The sequence below is a fragment of the Deltaproteobacteria bacterium genome, from assembly GCA_016210005.1.
Taxonomy (GTDB): domain Bacteria; phylum Desulfobacterota; class Binatia; order HRBIN30; family JACQVA1; genus JACQVA1.
The window spans coordinates 1-15,180 of the sequence record JACQVA010000233.1 but is presented as its reverse complement, the minus strand read 5'-3'; the positions used below and the strand labels follow the sequence as shown (position 1 = coordinate 15,180).

14 protein-coding genes are annotated in these 15,180 nt (G+C 66.7%); 9 read left to right on the top strand and 5 right to left on the bottom strand.

All coding sequences use genetic code 11. From position 1 onward, the window contains the following. Positions 1-145: 145 nt before the first annotated feature. Positions 146-736 (bottom strand): hypothetical protein, encoded by a 591-nt coding sequence (locus HY699_22340; protein ID MBI4518547.1) that lies wholly within the window; start codon positions 734-736, stop codon positions 146-148. Between the two features lie 136 nt (positions 737-872). Here HY699_22340 and HY699_22335 point away from each other — a divergent pair, with 136 nt between their 5' ends. Further along, complete coding sequence (locus tag HY699_22335) at positions 873-4,727, top strand: DEAD/DEAH box helicase (protein ID MBI4518546.1); 3,855 nt, start codon at positions 873-875, stop codon at positions 4,725-4,727. 57 nt (positions 4,728-4,784) lie between these two features. After that, on the top strand, positions 4,785-5,600 hold the full coding sequence (locus HY699_22330) for a glycerophosphodiester phosphodiesterase (protein MBI4518545.1): 816 nt from the start codon (positions 4,785-4,787) through the stop codon (positions 5,598-5,600). A gap of 40 nt (positions 5,601-5,640) precedes the next feature. On the opposite strand, the gene HY699_22325 is transcribed toward HY699_22330, so the two are convergent. After that, complete coding sequence (locus HY699_22325; protein MBI4518544.1) at positions 5,641-6,177, bottom strand: CBS domain-containing protein; 537 nt, start codon at positions 6,175-6,177, stop codon at positions 5,641-5,643. A gap of 126 nt (positions 6,178-6,303) precedes the next feature. Between HY699_22325 and HY699_22320 the strand changes: the two genes are divergently transcribed. Genes HY699_22320 through HY699_22310 form a run of 3 tightly spaced genes read left to right on the top strand, consistent with a single transcriptional unit; the run spans position 6,304 to position 7,222 of the window. Next, positions 6,304-6,564, top strand: a complete 261-nt coding sequence (locus HY699_22320) for a hypothetical protein (GenBank protein MBI4518543.1) — start codon at positions 6,304-6,306, stop codon at positions 6,562-6,564. Positions 6,565-6,614: 50 nt separating this feature from the next. After that, positions 6,615-6,815, top strand: coding sequence for a hypothetical protein (locus HY699_22315; protein ID MBI4518542.1), 201 nt, complete (start codon positions 6,615-6,617; stop codon positions 6,813-6,815). Between the two features lie 29 nt (positions 6,816-6,844). After that, positions 6,845-7,222 carry a nuclear transport factor 2 family protein gene (locus tag HY699_22310; protein MBI4518541.1) on the top strand — a complete coding sequence of 126 codons (378 nt, stop codon included), beginning with the start codon at positions 6,845-6,847 and terminating at the stop codon, positions 7,220-7,222. 49 nt (positions 7,223-7,271) lie between these two features. Here HY699_22310 and HY699_22305 read toward each other — a convergent pair whose 3' ends face one another. Further along, complete coding sequence (locus HY699_22305) at positions 7,272-8,600, bottom strand: 6-phosphofructokinase (GenBank protein ID MBI4518540.1); 1,329 nt, start codon at positions 8,598-8,600, stop codon at positions 7,272-7,274. Positions 8,601-8,659: 59 nt separating this feature from the next. On the opposite strand from HY699_22305, the gene HY699_22300 reads away from it, so the two are divergent. The 4 genes from HY699_22300 (at position 8,660) to HY699_22285 (ending at position 11,578) form a co-directional block, all read left to right on the top strand. After that, positions 8,660-8,956 carry a type II toxin-antitoxin system death-on-curing family toxin gene (locus tag HY699_22300; GenBank protein MBI4518539.1) on the top strand — a complete coding sequence of 99 codons (297 nt, stop codon included), beginning with the start codon at positions 8,660-8,662 and terminating at the stop codon, positions 8,954-8,956. Positions 8,957-9,042: 86 nt separating this feature from the next. After that, on the top strand, positions 9,043-9,885 hold the full coding sequence (locus HY699_22295; protein MBI4518538.1) for a diaminopimelate epimerase: 843 nt from the start codon (positions 9,043-9,045) through the stop codon (positions 9,883-9,885). Next, positions 9,885-10,766 (top strand): 4-hydroxy-tetrahydrodipicolinate synthase, encoded by an 882-nt coding sequence (locus HY699_22290; GenBank protein MBI4518537.1) that lies wholly within the window; start codon positions 9,885-9,887, stop codon positions 10,764-10,766. The genes HY699_22295 and HY699_22290 overlap by 1 nt, the downstream gene beginning before the upstream one ends. A 2-nt stretch (positions 10,767-10,768) precedes the next feature. Next, positions 10,769-11,578 (top strand): 4-hydroxy-tetrahydrodipicolinate reductase, encoded by an 810-nt coding sequence (locus tag HY699_22285; GenBank protein MBI4518536.1) that lies wholly within the window; start codon positions 10,769-10,771, stop codon positions 11,576-11,578. Between the two features lie 133 nt (positions 11,579-11,711). Here the strand turns inward: HY699_22285 and HY699_22280 are convergent, their stop codons facing one another. Both HY699_22280 and HY699_22275 read right to left on the bottom strand, forming a co-directional pair. Next, a complete protein-coding gene (locus HY699_22280) occupies positions 11,712-13,508 on the bottom strand; it encodes a tetratricopeptide repeat protein (GenBank protein ID MBI4518535.1) in 1,797 nt (598 codons plus the stop codon). Between the two features lie 88 nt (positions 13,509-13,596). Then, positions 13,597-14,943: an endo alpha-1,4 polygalactosaminidase gene (locus HY699_22275; protein MBI4518534.1), complete on the bottom strand. Its 1,347-nt coding sequence runs from the start codon at positions 14,941-14,943 to the stop codon at positions 13,597-13,599. Positions 14,944-15,180: the final 237 nt, after the last annotated feature.

Sequence of the window (15,180 nt, the reverse complement as noted above, 5' to 3'; positions counted from 1 at the left end):
TTGCTAGCTGTGAGGTCACCCCAATGTACAGCGTGCCGTTCCGTTTGCTGGCCAGGATGTAAACGCAGAACTGCTTGTCCATAGCGCCAAACGCCAAACTGGATTCCCGCTTTCGCGGGAATGACGGCCATAACACCGAACCGCGTTACCCACAAATTTGTCGCGCACCCTTGGCATTCGGGGGTGCGACAAGAATGCGGGGTAAGCACGGATCGTCGATTCCGGAGGGCGCCGGGTTGGGCGGCACCGTCGGAAAGAGACACGATTGCGGCGGGACGCTGGCGGCGCTGCCGCGCGCCCGGTTCGCGCAGACGAAGGTCGCGCCCCCGCCGTTGGGGATTTGCGCGACCAGGACAAACTCGGCTGCATACTCTCCAGAGCATTTGGCATGCGCGGCAAGGCGAAGGCGGCGCTCAGCAACGTGAACCAGCAATTCTCCGCCGCCACCAGCGGCGCCAGCCCGGACGGGTAGCCGAGCTTGGCGATCACAGATAGCGGAACGGGGCGCGAGCGGCCGTTCGCTCTGCCCGCCCATGCCCGCGACCAACGGCGCGACTGCGACATGAGCGCCGACCGCGATACCGTAGGCCAGCCAGATCAAGTCGGCCGAGGTTAGGTAATGCAGACCAGCCAGAATCAGTGCAAACAGGGGCGTGGTGGTTCCGAGAACCCTTTCGCCCGGGCTGAAAACAAACCCGTCCCCTTCGGCAATGGAGCGGGCGTAGCGCAGCGTCATACGCAGCGACAATGCCGACGCTGGCTCAGACATCGGCTAGCAGGCCTAACTCAACTGATTTCACCCCCGCGACCCGGCGAGTCAACCCGCGGCCCTTGTCAAGTCGCGCGCTCTCTGCCACTTTCCTCCGGCTTCCATGAACCGACCGGCCCCGTTTGCATCCGAATTGCTTGCCGTCGCACCGCTGGGGGCGCTGGTCACCGAGCTGGGACGATTTCCTACCTACGTCAGCGACCGCGGCCGTGTTTATGCTGCCGGAGGCCACGTTGGCGCGCTCACCTTCGACAGCTTGCGAGTGCATGCCAAGGTGCGCGGTACGGGCGCCTACGACACGCAGTGGTCCTGGCACGCCGGGCACTGGTTGCCGAGTTGTTCATGTCCGGTCGGGCCGTATTGCAAGCATGCCTACGCGCTCGGTTGTTGCGTGCTGGCGCACGACGATGCCGCCATCAATCGCCGCGACCCGCGCTTGGCGCGGCTGCTGCCGCCGCGGGTCATGTCCCAGCCGGCGTTGTTGGACCTGCCGGCGGCGTCAGCCCGGCGAGCGCCCGAGCAGCGGCTTTCCGAGCAACGGACGCCGGGCCTCGCAACGCTGCAGCGCTTACGGACGGCCACCGAGCCCTGGAGTCGCAAGCAGTACGTGCAGCAGCTGCTCGGCCGGATGTCGCTCGACCTCGACCTCTATGGGGAGCCATTCACGGGGATTTTGAGCGAGTCCGATCCCGACCTGCTGTGCTGGCGGCTGGCGGCGGAAATCAAGGCTCGCGGCGGTGGCTGGCTGCCGCCCGCGCTCGAGCCGTTTCGCGATCGTCCCGAGCTATCGGCCCGCCGCGCCGATCGAACTCGCAGTGAATTGGCGGACCTGGTGGTGGCCTGGGCGGCGCAGCGGCGCAAGAATTCACAGCGCAGCCTGCGGCTGATCTTCGGACTGCGTGCTCGCGCCGGCGGCGACGCCGGGGTGAGCGTGGAGGCGCGGGTCACCACCCCGCGCCTGTTCGACGAGCCGCGTACGATGCAGCAGCTGCAACAGCTGTGCACCCAGCAACGCCGCTCCGCCGATCTGTTCGCCCCCGAAGAGGCGGCACTGCTCGACTGGCTGGTCACCAGCGGTGTCGGCGGCAGCGACAACTTCTACGCCTGGCCCTATGGCGGCGGCTATGAAGGTTCCCGCTACCTGCGCGGTGCCGAACTGCGATCCTTGCTGCTGCGCCTCTCGGCCAATGCCCACGCGGGTGAATCCGCGATGGCGGTATGGTCCGACAAACTAGACCAGCAGCTGGCGGCGCGTGCCGGCGTGATCCCCAACGGGCCGGTCCGCCTGCGAACCGATCCGGCCCGGTTGTTGCCGATGTTGGTGGCGCGCGGCGACTCGCTCTACCTCGACCTTCGCTTCCTGTGGCCGGATGGTGAGCAGCGCAGCTTCGACGAGGTGGTGTATGTGGACGGCTCCAGCGAGGCGGGCCAATGGCAGCCCAACCTCGTGCTCGCGGCGGGCGAGTTCTCGCTGCTGCTCGAAGAGCCGCCGGAGCCGGTGCTGGAGCGCTTCCGGGCGGTCGGCGGCTTGGCGTTGCCGCCGGCCGAACGCGCGCAGCTGATCGGTTTGCTCGCTTCCCGCTTTCCCCACTTGGCCGAGGCGCTCGGGCCGCATACCCGGCTGCATGAGGTGCGCACCGCCGTTACCCTCGATCTGCGCGACGACGATTGGTTACAGTTGCGGCTCTTGGCTTACACCGGCGACTGGCAGCCCGGCACTGCGCCGCAAGATGGCGTCATCGTGTTCGAGTACAGCCCCGAGCGCGGTTGGCTGCGGCAAAATGAGACCGCGGCCGATCCGGAATACGGCGCCATCACCGGTGAAGGCCCAGAACCCAGCCCCGCGGGCGGCGACCTGGTGGCGCCAGAGGCGGCGCCGGAGCCGCGCACGCTGTCGATACCGATGCCCGATACGGACATCTGGATCGAGGCCCCGCAGCCGGAGGCGGTGCAGCCGGTGACGGCGTGGCTAGAGCAGACCGAGGCCGCCTCCGGTCTCAAGCGCGGACCGGGCGGATACGAGCCCGTCTGGCCCGATCGCAACGTCGGCTGGTGGCTGCGGGCCAGTGCCCGCCGCATGGCTGGGTTCGCCGAGGCGTGGGCGCAGCGGCCGCCGGGAGCGGCGTATTTCGGCACCGAGCGCATTCGCCGGCTGCTGAGCGGACGCGCCCGGGTGACGCCGCGGGTGCGCATTACCGCCAGCGGCATCGACTGGTTCTCGGTCTCCGCCGAATGGCAAAGCGAAGGCTTGCGCTTGAGTGATGCCGACCTCGCCAAGCTGCGCTCGGCGAAGGCCGCGTTCGTCAAGCTGCCCTCAGGCTGGGTGCACCGCGATGTGGCCGCGGTGCATGAAGAGGCGATGGCGGTGTTCGCCGACCTGGGCCTCGAGCCCGGGCAAGGCGAGCAGCGCCTGACCATGTGGCAGCTGGCGGCGGCCAAGACCGAGAGCCTCGCGGCCCTCGAGCGCATGGGCGCCGACGAGTCGGCGGTGCGCGCGGTCGAAGAGCTGCGCCAACGCGTGGCCAGCTTCACGGGTCTGCCACGCATTGCGCCGCCGGCCGGGCTGACGGCGACGCTGCGGCCGTATCAGCAAGCCGGGCTCGACTTCCTCGCCTACACCTCGTCGATCGGCATCGGTGCGGTGCTGGCCGACGACATGGGGCTGGGCAAGACCGTGCAGGCGCTGGCGTGGCTGGAGCACTTGCGCACTACTGAGCCCGATGACGGGCCGAGCCTGGTGGTCTGTCCGGCATCGGTGGTGCACAACTGGGCGCGCGAAGCGCAAGCCTTTACGCCCGGGTTACGGGTGCTGCTGCTCACGCGCGGCAACGAGCGGCACGAGTTGCGGCGCGAGATCCCCGAGCATGATCTGATCGTGACCAACTACGCGTTGCTGCGGCGTGACATCGAGGCTTTGCGCGAGCTCGAGTGGCGCGCGGCGATTCTCGACGAGGCGCAGAACATCAAGAATCCCGACGCGGTGGTCACCAAGGCTGCCCTCGAGTTGCAGGCGCGCCATCGGCTGGCGCTCACCGGCACGCCGCTGGAGAACCGCGCGCTCGATCTGTGGAGCATCATCAGCTTCGTCAACCCCGGCTATTTGGGCAGCCGGCTGCAGTTCGGCGCGCGCTTCGACCGCCCCGATGCGCCGCCGCATGCGCGCACGCTGCTGGCGGCCAAGTTGCGCCCGATCCTGTTGCGCCGCATGAAGCGTGAAGTGGCCACCGACTTGCCCGAGCGCATCGAAGAGCGGCGCGATTGCGAGCTGACCCCGGGCCAGCGCCAACTCTATCTCGCCGAGCTGCAACGCAGCCGCGCGCTGGTCGAGACCCTGAGCGCGGCCCCTGGCGGTATCAAGCAGAACAAGATCGTCATCCTCGCCGCTCTCACCCGCTTGCGCCAGATCTGCTGCCACCCGGCGCTGGCCGGCGGCAAGAGCAGCCTCGGCTCGGGCAAGTTCGACGCCCTGTTCGAGCTGCTCGAACCGCTGCTCGCCGAAGGTCACAAGGTGTTGCTGTTCTCGCAGTTCGTACAGTGCCTGAAGTTACTCAGCGCGGCGATGGCCAAACGCACCATCACCCACCACCTGCTCACCGGAGAATCGGTCAAACGCGAGCAGATCGTGGCGGCATTCCAAGACGACCCGGACCCGTGCGTGTTCTTGATCTCGCTCAAGGCCGGCGGCACCGGCCTCAACCTCACCGCCGCCAGCTACGTCGTGCTCTTCGATCCCTGGTGGAACCCGGCGGTGGAGGCGCAGGCGATCGACCGCACCCACCGCATCGGTCAGGACCGGACCGTGATTGCCTATCGCATGCTGGCCGAAGGCACGCTCGAGGAAAAGATCTGGGAACTCCAGCAACGCAAGGCGGCACTGGCGCGCGACATCCTCGGCGAAGACGGCTTCGCCCGCTCGCTCACGCGCGAGGATTTGAACTTCCTGCTTACCGAGACTTGAGCGCAAGGGCGGCAGTGGCGCTCGCGCCGCGGCCTGCGACCGGCTAGAGTGCCAGCGGTGGAGATCGTCTGGCACATGGCGCGGGGCACGTGCGCGCAGCCGCCCAATACTCTGGCCGGCATCGATGCCGCTTTGGCTGCCGGCGCGACACGGATCGAGATCGACGTGCGCCCGCTGCGTGATCGCGACTTCCTACTGTACCACGACCGGGCACTACCCGGCGGCCGCGCCATTCGCGAGACCGCGGCGGACGATGGCATGGCCGAGGGGCTGCCCAAGTTGTCACAAGCGGTGCAGCGCCTGGCCGACAACGGCGCCACCCTGCAGATCGATCTCAAAGAAGAAACGCCGCTGGGCGAGGAAATGGTTGAGCGTCTACTGCGCCTGATCGCTCCACTCGGCGGCCGCGTCGTCGTCGGCAGCATGATCGACTGGAACCTGCGCGCATTGCGCGCGGCGGCGCCGCAGCTGGCGCTCGGTTTCGATCCCTTGATCTACTTCCATCACTGGGAAGAGCGCCCCGACGACGTGCCCTTTCCGCGCCAACGCGGGGTCTACGGCTACTGGGACGACCATCCGCTGGCGGCGCTGCCGCTGCTGCCGCTGGCCGAATACCTGGGCGTGCGCTTCGAGGCGTTCGCCGCCGCGGTGGCGCAGCTCGATGAAATCATGCTGCACTGGCCCACGCTACTACGCGCGCTCGAGGACGGGCTCGATGTGGTGGGCTTCTTTCACGCCCGCAAGGTCAAGGTGTTGGCGTGGACACTCGACGCCGGCACCGCTGCCGAGCATCATCTGCCCAGGTTGGCGGCTGCCGGGGTGGACGCGATTGTCACCAACACGGCTCCGGAATTCGGCCGGCCGCGAACATGAACCGCCGGGGTTCGGCCGGCTTCTGCAACCGCCGCTGCGCTCAGGCGCCTTCGCGGGTGTGCGAGATGTTGCGCCCGGGCTCGGGCGGCAGGTTGAAGACCTCGTTGGGAAACAGGTCGACCATGTACTCGACCACGTTGCGCATGGCGATCAACCCCGTCGGCCGGTTGGCGGCATCGACCAGTGGAATGTGGCGAAAGCCGCCGACGATCATCTTGTTGAGCGCATAGGCGATGCCGATCTCCATAGACAAGGTCTCCGGGGCGCTCGTCATCACGCTTTCCACCGGCGTGCTGTCGATGTCGATGCCGGTGGTGACCACCTTGGTCAACACGTCGCGTTCGGTGAAGATCCCCACCAGCTTACCGCCCCGCTCGATCAGCACGCAGCCCACCCGGTCGTCGTTCATCTCTTCGATCGCGCGCCGGATGCTGACCTCCGGCGACAGGCAGATCGGTGGGCGCAACGTTGCCAAAGCCGCAATCGGCTTGCTCAAAATGGCCACTCCCAGTGCCCGCGCTTCTTCCACGCGCTCGGCCGCAATCGCCTCTTCTTCCAGGATGGCTTCTTCGTTCATAACTTCCTCCGGCAATGCCCGAACTATAGCAACCGCGCGCCGGCGCGTGCAATCCGCCGGCGGCAGCGGCCGGCGATTGACGAAGGGCACCTGCGCCCGCTAGAGCAAGCGCAGCAGGATCATGGAATGGATCCGGCACAACAAGCCGAACTCGAAGCCGCGTTGACTTTGATGCCCAGAGCGATCCGCACCAAGCTCGATCGCGTCGGCATCAAGGTCCATCTCAAGGAGTGGCAGGCGTTGGACCTGGCCGAGCGCGCGCAACTGCGCGACGCACCCTGCACCACCACCGGAGAGGCCGAAGAGTTCGCCGCCTTGGCCGATGCCCTGGTGCAGCGCCGCACCGGCAAACGGCCCGATCGCTTGCCGCCGGCAAGCCAACCCTAGCCGCTGGCGAGAAGTCACGCCGGCGGTTTCCATAGCTATGGAGGAGAACGATGTCAGCAGGTGACAACAAAGCACTATCAGCCACTTGTGCCGGCTGCGGTAAAGCCTTTCCGAGCCAGCGCCACCCCAACCAACCACAGATCACCGGCGTGCTGGTTAGGGTCAAGGGCGTCTTGCGGAACGTGCCGCTGTGCCGGACTTGCATCGAGCAGGGCGTCAAGGCCGAGGAGGTGGCGCCGACAGCGGCTTAGCCACCGGCGGCCACACTTGGAGGTCTGCGATGAGCGCAAGAACAGAAGAGGTCGTGCGCAGTTTCTGCGCCGCGTTCGCCCGCCGGGACATCGACGAGCTGCTCGGTTTCTTCACCCCCGACGCGGTCTATCACAACGTACCGCTGCAGCCGGTGCGGGGCCTGGAAGGAATCCGTAGCACCTTCGAGATGTTCGTCGCCCCGGCCGAGCGGGCGGAATTCGAGATCCTCCACATGGCGTCGGTGGACGATGTCGTGCTCAACGAGCGCATCGACCGCTTTGTGGTCGGCGGCCGGCAAGTGAGCTTGCCGGTGGCCGGCGTGTTTGTGGTGCGCGACGGCAAGATCGCCGCCTGGCGCGACTACTTCGACATGCAGATGTATCTGCGGCAGACCGGCTCGGCGTAGTCGGCCGCCGGAGTGGTCGCGGCCCTGACTTGAGCGGGATCGTGCGCGGCTACGGCGTCGCCTGCCGCGGTGGTTCCATGACCAACGCCGGCGGCTCGGCTTGAATCAGGTACTCGAACTGCGCGCGAAACTCTTGCAGCGACAAGCCGGCGGTGGCGGCGAACTTAGCCAGCTCGTGCGGGTCGTCGAAATCGTCGCGGCGCAGGCGGATCATGTAGCGGCGGGCGATGGCGTAGCGGGTGGAGTGGATATCGAGCAGGCGAACCCGTGCCCGGCCGGTCTGCGGATCGATCAAGTCGGCGAACGGGATCGGCACGAAGTTGCCGCCTTGCATCGATACCATCACCGCGTTGGCGCCGCCCAGGAGATACTTGGCGGCGCAGTAACCAAGGTCGCGAGTGTACTCCATGTCATACGGGATGGGATCGGCGCAGCGCAGCTCGTAGCCGATGTTCTTGGCCACCACCGTGGTCTTGATGGCGAATTGCCTGAGCCGGTCCTGCACCGCGCGTTTGAGAATCTCACCGAGATCGACCTCGGCGATGCGCACATTGCCGTGGGCGTCGCGCTCGATGTCCTTGAGTTGCGCCAGGTCCTCGGGCTCGATCCCCAGCACCACCCCTTCGGCAATCACCGCCACTCCGTCGCGCCGGCCGCTGCTGAGCCGCTTGATGATCGCCCCGACCAGCGTGTCGACGATGGCCTTGAAGCGGATCTTGTCGGCACCGAACTCCTCGGGGATGAGCGTAAGAGTGGCGCCGGCGGCTTTGCCGATGCCCAAGGCCAAGTGGCCGGCCTTGCGGCCCATGGCGATGACGAAGTACCAGCGCGAGGTGGTTTCGGCATCGACCATGAGGTTCTTGACGATCTCCACGCCGATATGGCGCGCGGTTTGGAATCCGAACGTGTCGATGTGCGGCGGCAGGTCGAGATCGTTGTCGATGGTCTTGGGGACGTGGACCACGCGGATGCGCCCGGCCGACTTCTCTTCCAGCTTCATGGCCGAAAAGGCGGTGTCGTCGCCGCCGATGGTGATGAGCATGGCGACGTTGAGCCGCAGCAGCGAGATGACGGTGTTCTCCAGGTGTTGCGGTTCGAGCGTCGGGTTGGCGCGCGAGATGCCGATGTAGGAGCCGCCGCGGAAGTGGATGCGGCTGACATCGTCCATGGTCAGCTCGCGGACGTGGTCGATGTTACCGTGCATGATCCACTCGAAGCCGTCGCGGATGCCCAAAACATCGACGCCTTCGAGCAGGCTGCGGATAGTGGCGGCGCCGATGACGCTGTTGATACCGGGAGCCGGCCCGCCGCCCACGAGAATCGCCAGGTTCTTGCGCTGACTCATTGTCACGCGTCCATGATCCACCGCTGCCGCCATTATTGCCGGCACGGGCACCCGGTCAAGAGAGCAGGCCAATCCAACGGGTTCGGCCGTCCTTGACGGCCCGGGCACGACCGCGAAATCGGTGGCACTACGAAGCCGAGACCGGCTTGGCGGAACTTGCTGCCGCCTACGGCTGGCGCCTGACGACGAGCCCCCCGCATCGCGATGGAAACAAACGGGTGGCATTCCTGATCATGGCCACCTTTGTCGAGCTCAACGGCTACGAGTTGAATGCGACCGACACCGAGGTGGTGCAGCTGATGTTGGCTGTAGCCGATCACGGCCTTGGTGAACCCGAGCTGGCCGACTGGGTGCGTCGCCATCTCACCAGGATGAGGCAGCGGAGGTAGCCGCACGATCGTGGGAGGTGGGGCGGGTCGGGAAATTGACCGGGCGAAGGCGCGCGTGGTACTCGTGCGTGGTACCGGATAGCGCCATGCCCACGCTTCGCTTCACCAAGATGCACGGCCTCGGTAACGACTACGTCTACGTCGATGCCTGTGCCCAGTCGGTGCGTGATCCGGCCGCGCTCGCGCGCCGCGTCAGCCCGCGGCACACCGGCGTCGGCGCCGATGGCCTCATTCTGATCTGCCCGTCGAGCGTGGCCGACTGCCGGATGGAAATGTACAACGCCGACGGCAGCCGCGGCCTGATGTGCGGCAACGGCATCCGCTGCGTCGGCAAGTACGCCTACGAGCACGGGCTGGCGCGGCGTAACCCGCTGCGCGTAGAAACCGACGCCGGCATCAAGGAGCTGCAACTCCACCTGCGCGGCGAGCGCGTCGCCGGCGCCACCGTTGACATGGGCGAGCCGATTACCGAGGGACCGCGCATTCCCGTAGCCGCCGCCGGGCGCGTGATCGACGCCGCGCTCGAGGTTGGCGGGCAGAGCTACCGCATCACCTGTGTTTCGATGGGTAACCCGCACTGCGTGGTGTGGGTTGACGACGCCGATGGGCTGGCGCTGGAAACCATCGGGCCGCGCTTCGAGCACCATCCGTTCTTCCCCCAACGTGTTAACACTGAGTTCGTAACCGCCCTGAGCCCGCGTGAGTTGCGCCTGCGGGTGTGGGAACGCGGTTCGGGTGAAACGCAAGCCTGCGGCACTGGCGCCTGCGCGGCGGTGGTGGCGGGGGTGCTGAACGGCAAGAACGAACGGCGCGCTACCGTGCACTTGCGCGGCGGCGATCTCGAGATCGAGTGGCGCGAGGCGAACGGTCGGGTGTTGATGACCGGCCCGGCCGAAGAGGTCTTCAGCGGCGAATTGGAGGTGGCATGATGGCTCCGCGTTTCCGCGGGTCGATGACCGCGCTGGTTACCCCGTTTCGCGACGGGCAAATCGATAGGGAGGCACTCGCCCGCCTAGTCGAGCTGCAGATTGCGGGCGGCACCAGCGCCCTGGTGCCCTGTGGTAGCACCGGCGAGTCGGCGACGCTAACCCACGCCGAGCACGCCGAGATGGTTGGCTTGGTGGTGAAGCTGGCCAAAGGCCGGCTGCCGGTCATCGCCGGCACCGGCTCGAACTCGACCGCCGAGGCGATCGCCCTGACCAAAGCCGCCAAGGAAGCCGGCGCCGACGCCGCCTTGTTGATTTCTCCTTACTACAACAAGCCGACACAAGAAGGCATCTTCCTCCATTACCGGGCGATCGCGGCCGCCACGCACTGCCCGCTGATTGTCTACAACATCCCCGGCCGGACGGCGTCGAAGATCGAGGCCGCCACCCTGGCCCGCTTGGCCGAGCTCGATGAAATCATCGGCTTGAAGGAAGCCACGGGCTCGCTCGACGAGGTCCAAGAAGTGTTGCGCTTGTGCGGCGACAGGCTCGAACTCTATTCGGGCGACGACTCGCTGACGTTGCCGATCATGGCGGTCGGTGGTTGCGGCGTGATCTCGGTAACCTCGAACATCTTGCCCAAGGAGCTGGCGGCGATGACTGCGGCCATGCTGCGGGGCGACTTGGCCGAGGCGCGCGCGCTGCACTTCCGCTTACTGCCGGTGATGAAGGCGCTGTTCCTGGAAACCAACCCGATCCCGGTCAAGGCCGCGCTGGCCTTGATGGGGCTGTGCCGCGACGAGGTGCGCCTGCCGCTGGTGGCGATGACCGACGCGCCGCGCGAGAAGCTGCGCCAGGCGCTGCGTAGCTTCGGAGTACTGTGAACATGGCTCTGGGGATCATCGTCTGCGGCGCGGCCGGCCGGATGGGCCGGACGCTGATCAACCTGGTGGCGCAGTCGCCCCAGACCAAGCTGGCCGGTGCCGTCGAGGCGGCGGGCTTGGCCAACATCGGCCGCGATGCCGGTGAGGTGGCCGGACTGGGCACGCTGCACGTCCCGATCGTCGACAGCTTGGAGAAGGCCATCCGCCCCGACGCGGTCACGCTCGACTTCACCAACGCCGCCGCCGCGGTCGCGCACTTGCGCACCGCCGTGCAACACCGGGCGCCGATCGTCATCGGCTCGACCGGCTACTCGCAGGCCGAGCAAGCTGAACTCGAACGGCTGGCGCCGCAGACCCGCACGGTGGTGGCACCGAACATGAGCGTGGGCATCAACGTGCTGTTGCAACTGGTGCGTCAAGCGGCGAGCTTGTTGGGCGACGACTTCGACCCCGAGATCGTCGAAATCCACCACCGCATGAAGGTTGACGCCCCCAGCGGCACCGCGCTCCATCTTGGCCGGGCGGTGGCCGGCGCGCTGGGGCGGGACTTCGAGAAGTGCGCGGTCTATGGCCGCCAGGGGCTCGTCGGCCAGCGCCGGGCGCACGAGATCGGGATGATGACACTGCGCGGCGGCGATGCGGTCGGTGATCACACGGTGATATTCGCCGGTCTCGGCGAACGGCTCGAACTCACGCATCGCTCGCAGAGCCGTGATTGCCTGGCGCGCGGTGCCCTGCGTGCCGCGCTTTGGCTCATCGACCAACCCCCGGGCCGTTACAGCATGGCGGACGTGCTTGGGCTGCCGCGTTAGTATTAGCCCACCTGCCTGATTCTGCCCACCCCGGGGCCGGCGCACTCGCCGGGCTACGCGCTTGTTGGCGGGTGTCAGACCGCCCGCATCGATGGTGAGCGTCTTCTCCGTTTCGTCCGGCTCGAGCGAGCAACTAGCGGGTAGGGGGCTGGCGCAGGCGGGCCGCGACCCGCGCCTGGTTGTCGCGTGCCAAAGCCAGGTCCGGTTGCAGGCGGAGCGCTTCGCTGAAGTGCCGCAACGCATCGCTGAGGTCGCCCCGGCGCTCGAGCAACGCACCCAGATCGTTGTGGGCGGCTGCGAAACCGGGCTCCAGTTCGACCGCCGTGCGCAGATGAGCGATCGCGACGTCGAGCTGCCCCTGGTCAGCCAGAACGTTGCCGAGGCCATGGTGGGCCTCGGCGAATTCCGGCTTGAGCGCGACCGCGCGGCGCAAGTGCGCGAGACCGTCTTGCGTGTCGCCACGCTCGACCAGGGCGATGCCGAGGTTGTAATGCGCCGCCGGGAAGTTCGCCTTGGTCTCGATCGCCGCCCGGAACCGGCCCATAGCTTCTTCGCTCTGCCCACGTAGAAGCAGCGCGAGGCCGAGGTCGTACTGCAGCTCAGGTGTCTGGGGGCCAAGCCGCAACGCCTCGCGGTAGTGTGTCAGGGCCCCGGCGGGGTCGCCGGCTTCGAGCAGAGCGGTGCCGTGGAAATGGTGCACGCGGCCCGCCGCGGGGGCCAAGCTCAAGGCCCGGCGCGTGAGCTGCACACTGTCCTGCCAGTGAGCCAGCTGTGCGCGCGTCGCCCGTGCCTGTGCCAGCAGCACGGCCACAGCCAGCATGCCGAGTACAGCGGTGCGACTGCGAGTCCGCCATGAACGCAGGCTCCATTGCACCAGCGCCGCCAGGCTGAACAGAAGTCCAACCGCAGGAAGGTAAACAAAACGATCGGCAGCTACTACCTCGGTAAAACCGATCCCGCTCATGCTGGGTAGGAGCGCCACCGTGAAGAACAACCAGCCGGCAAGCGCGCTCCGCGTCCAACGCAACGAAGCGGCGAGGCCGATCAGTAGCACGACACTGCCCAGCACGCCGGCCAGAATCGCCGGCTGACTGAGCGTGAACGGTTCCGGAAAAGGATAGTACACGGCGAGATCACGCGGGTAGACAACCTTCACCAGGTAGAAGAACATGTTATGAGCGAGCAAGAGCGGGAGAAACTCGGGCGCAGCTGCCGCCGGTACGGATGCACCTGCAGTGCTCGCTTGTGACACCAGTGTTATCACCGCCGCAGCGCCGCCGGCCGCGAAGAACGGGATCTTCTCCATGACCGCCCGACGGCTCAGGCGCGCCAGCGGCCACCAGTCGAGGATCAACAGGAGAGCGGGCAGCGGTACGCTGGTGGGCTTGGCCAGCAGCGCCAGCACGTAAAGCAGCCAGGAGGCAGCCAAGCGCAACCAGTGCGGGCGCCGGCTATAGCTTACGGCAGTGAGCAGACTCGCCAGTGAGAAGCAGGTTGCCAGCACGGTCTTGCGCTGGCTCAGCCAGGCGGTCGATTCCACCGTGAGCGGGTGGAGCCCGAAGCCCAGCGCCAGCACCGCCGCCGCCCACGGCGCGCCGAACAAGGCCTGAAGCAGGCCGAAGACCAGCAGCGTGTTGGCAACGTGCAGCATTAGGCTGGTGCGCCGAAACGGACGCAAGAAGCTCGGCCCGCCGCCGGCGGCACAATCGAGCATTAGCGACACCATGGTCAGCGGCTGATAGTAGCCCTCGACGGTCGAGGGAGCTGTGATCTCGATGAAGAAGCGGCGGGCCGAGGCCCAGCTCGGGTGCTTGATCGCGGCGTTTTCCACCAGGTACTGGTGATCATCGAAGGCCAGCGCCCGTGCTGAGAGCACTGGCCGGTAGACCAGGCTAACCACCAGAGCAATGCCGCCGGCTAGAGCCAGCACGAGCAACGCCGGGCTGCGCCCCGCGCCTACCGCCCTTGCCGCGGCGGTGTTCGCGGGCAGTAGCGATCGCGGATTTCGGCGGCCCGGCCTAGCGGCACGGCACGCGGTAGGCATCAAGCGCGAGGCGCTTCTTTAGCGAGTTGAAGTTCAGCGCGTTGGCCTGCGCGCAGAACTGGCTGGTCGCCAGATTGTACTCGAGGTTGAACACCGGCTTGCCCGCGGTGATGAAAGGCATCAGGGCGTTACATTCGTTGTACTGGAAGCATTGCTCGTTGAGTTGCCAGTCGAAATCGGCCACCAGCTCGTTCACCTGGGCGAGATCGTTCTTGAGGCCGATCGAGAGGCCGCGGGCGTGCGCGGCATTGGCCAGGAAGCGGTTGTAGGCGAGCTGATCTTGGGCGCTGAGCGGGAAGCCGCTGTTATTGGTGTAGCCATCGACGTTGTCGGGGTCGACGCCGTCGAAGCCCTTCGCCTTGCACTGATCCAGGCGCGCTTCCATCAGCGGTCCGAGCACGCCGAGCTGGCGGATGTCGAGCCATTTCTCGCCCGGCCACCCCTCCAGATCGCTGCCCAAGACCGCGGCCGGAAACTGGCCGGCATCAGGCCGCCAGTTCTCCCAACTGCCGGCGCTCAGGTAGCAGACCACCTTGCGCCCCTGCGCGTGCAACGCGGCGACGATGCTGGCATCGTTGTCGAACAGATCGATGTCGTACATCTGCGCCTCGACGGTTTGATCGACCGGCAAACCGCCGAACTGGATCTGCCAGCTGGTGTTGAGCGCCGGCCGCCAGATACCCGAGGCATTGACCGTCGGCGTCGGTGTCGGGGCTGGGGTCGGGGTTCGGGTCGGGGTGGCCGCGCGCGCTGCGCTGCTGATCACCATCAAGGCTTCGTAGTCCAGATCCGCGTCATCCACGTCGCTGTTCGATTCCAGGCGGATGCGGATTTCGCCGGTGCCGGGTTCGGCGTAGTCGGCAAAGGGGCGGGGGACGCGGAACACGAAGCGGCGCCACACCCAGCTCCGCACCCGCATGTTGTCGCCCAAGCGGATCCACGAACCGGTGGTCCAATTGTAGATCGACCACGTCCAAGCCTGATCGACCTTGGCCGGCCCCATGAAGTTGGCCGTCAGCAGCAGCACGCGGATCGAGGACGCGGCGACGCCGCTGGGGAGCAGGTAACTGCGGTACCCCTGGTAGTTCACGCCGGCCGGTGTGGTGAATTCGACGTACTTGTTGAAATCGTTCTGTGTGCCCGATTGGTCGCGCACGGCCAGGTTGCCGACCGGCTGCCCGCCGTCGCTGCCGCCGGTTGTGGTGTAGGAGGCAGGGCTCAGCGTGGACACCAGGGCGCTCACCGGCCGAACCAGTGCCAGCGTTGCCGCCGCCAGCACTAACAACCCGATTCGCCGGTGCCGTATTCGATGTCGAGTCACATTCCCTCCTCGCGGGTGCGCACCCGGCGCGCCCAAGCCTTAGGGTAGCTTGCCCAGGCGTTCGGCACAACGCAAAAAAACCGCCTCGGTCGGCGAAATGGGTGTGCGACAAATCTGTGGGTAACGTGCAGCCGACCGGGCAAATCCTCACCAGTCTGACAGTACTGTGTACTGTCAGGCCGAGGCCCATGGCCGAAAGGGACGCAATTTGTCATTCCCGCGAAAGCGGGAATCCAC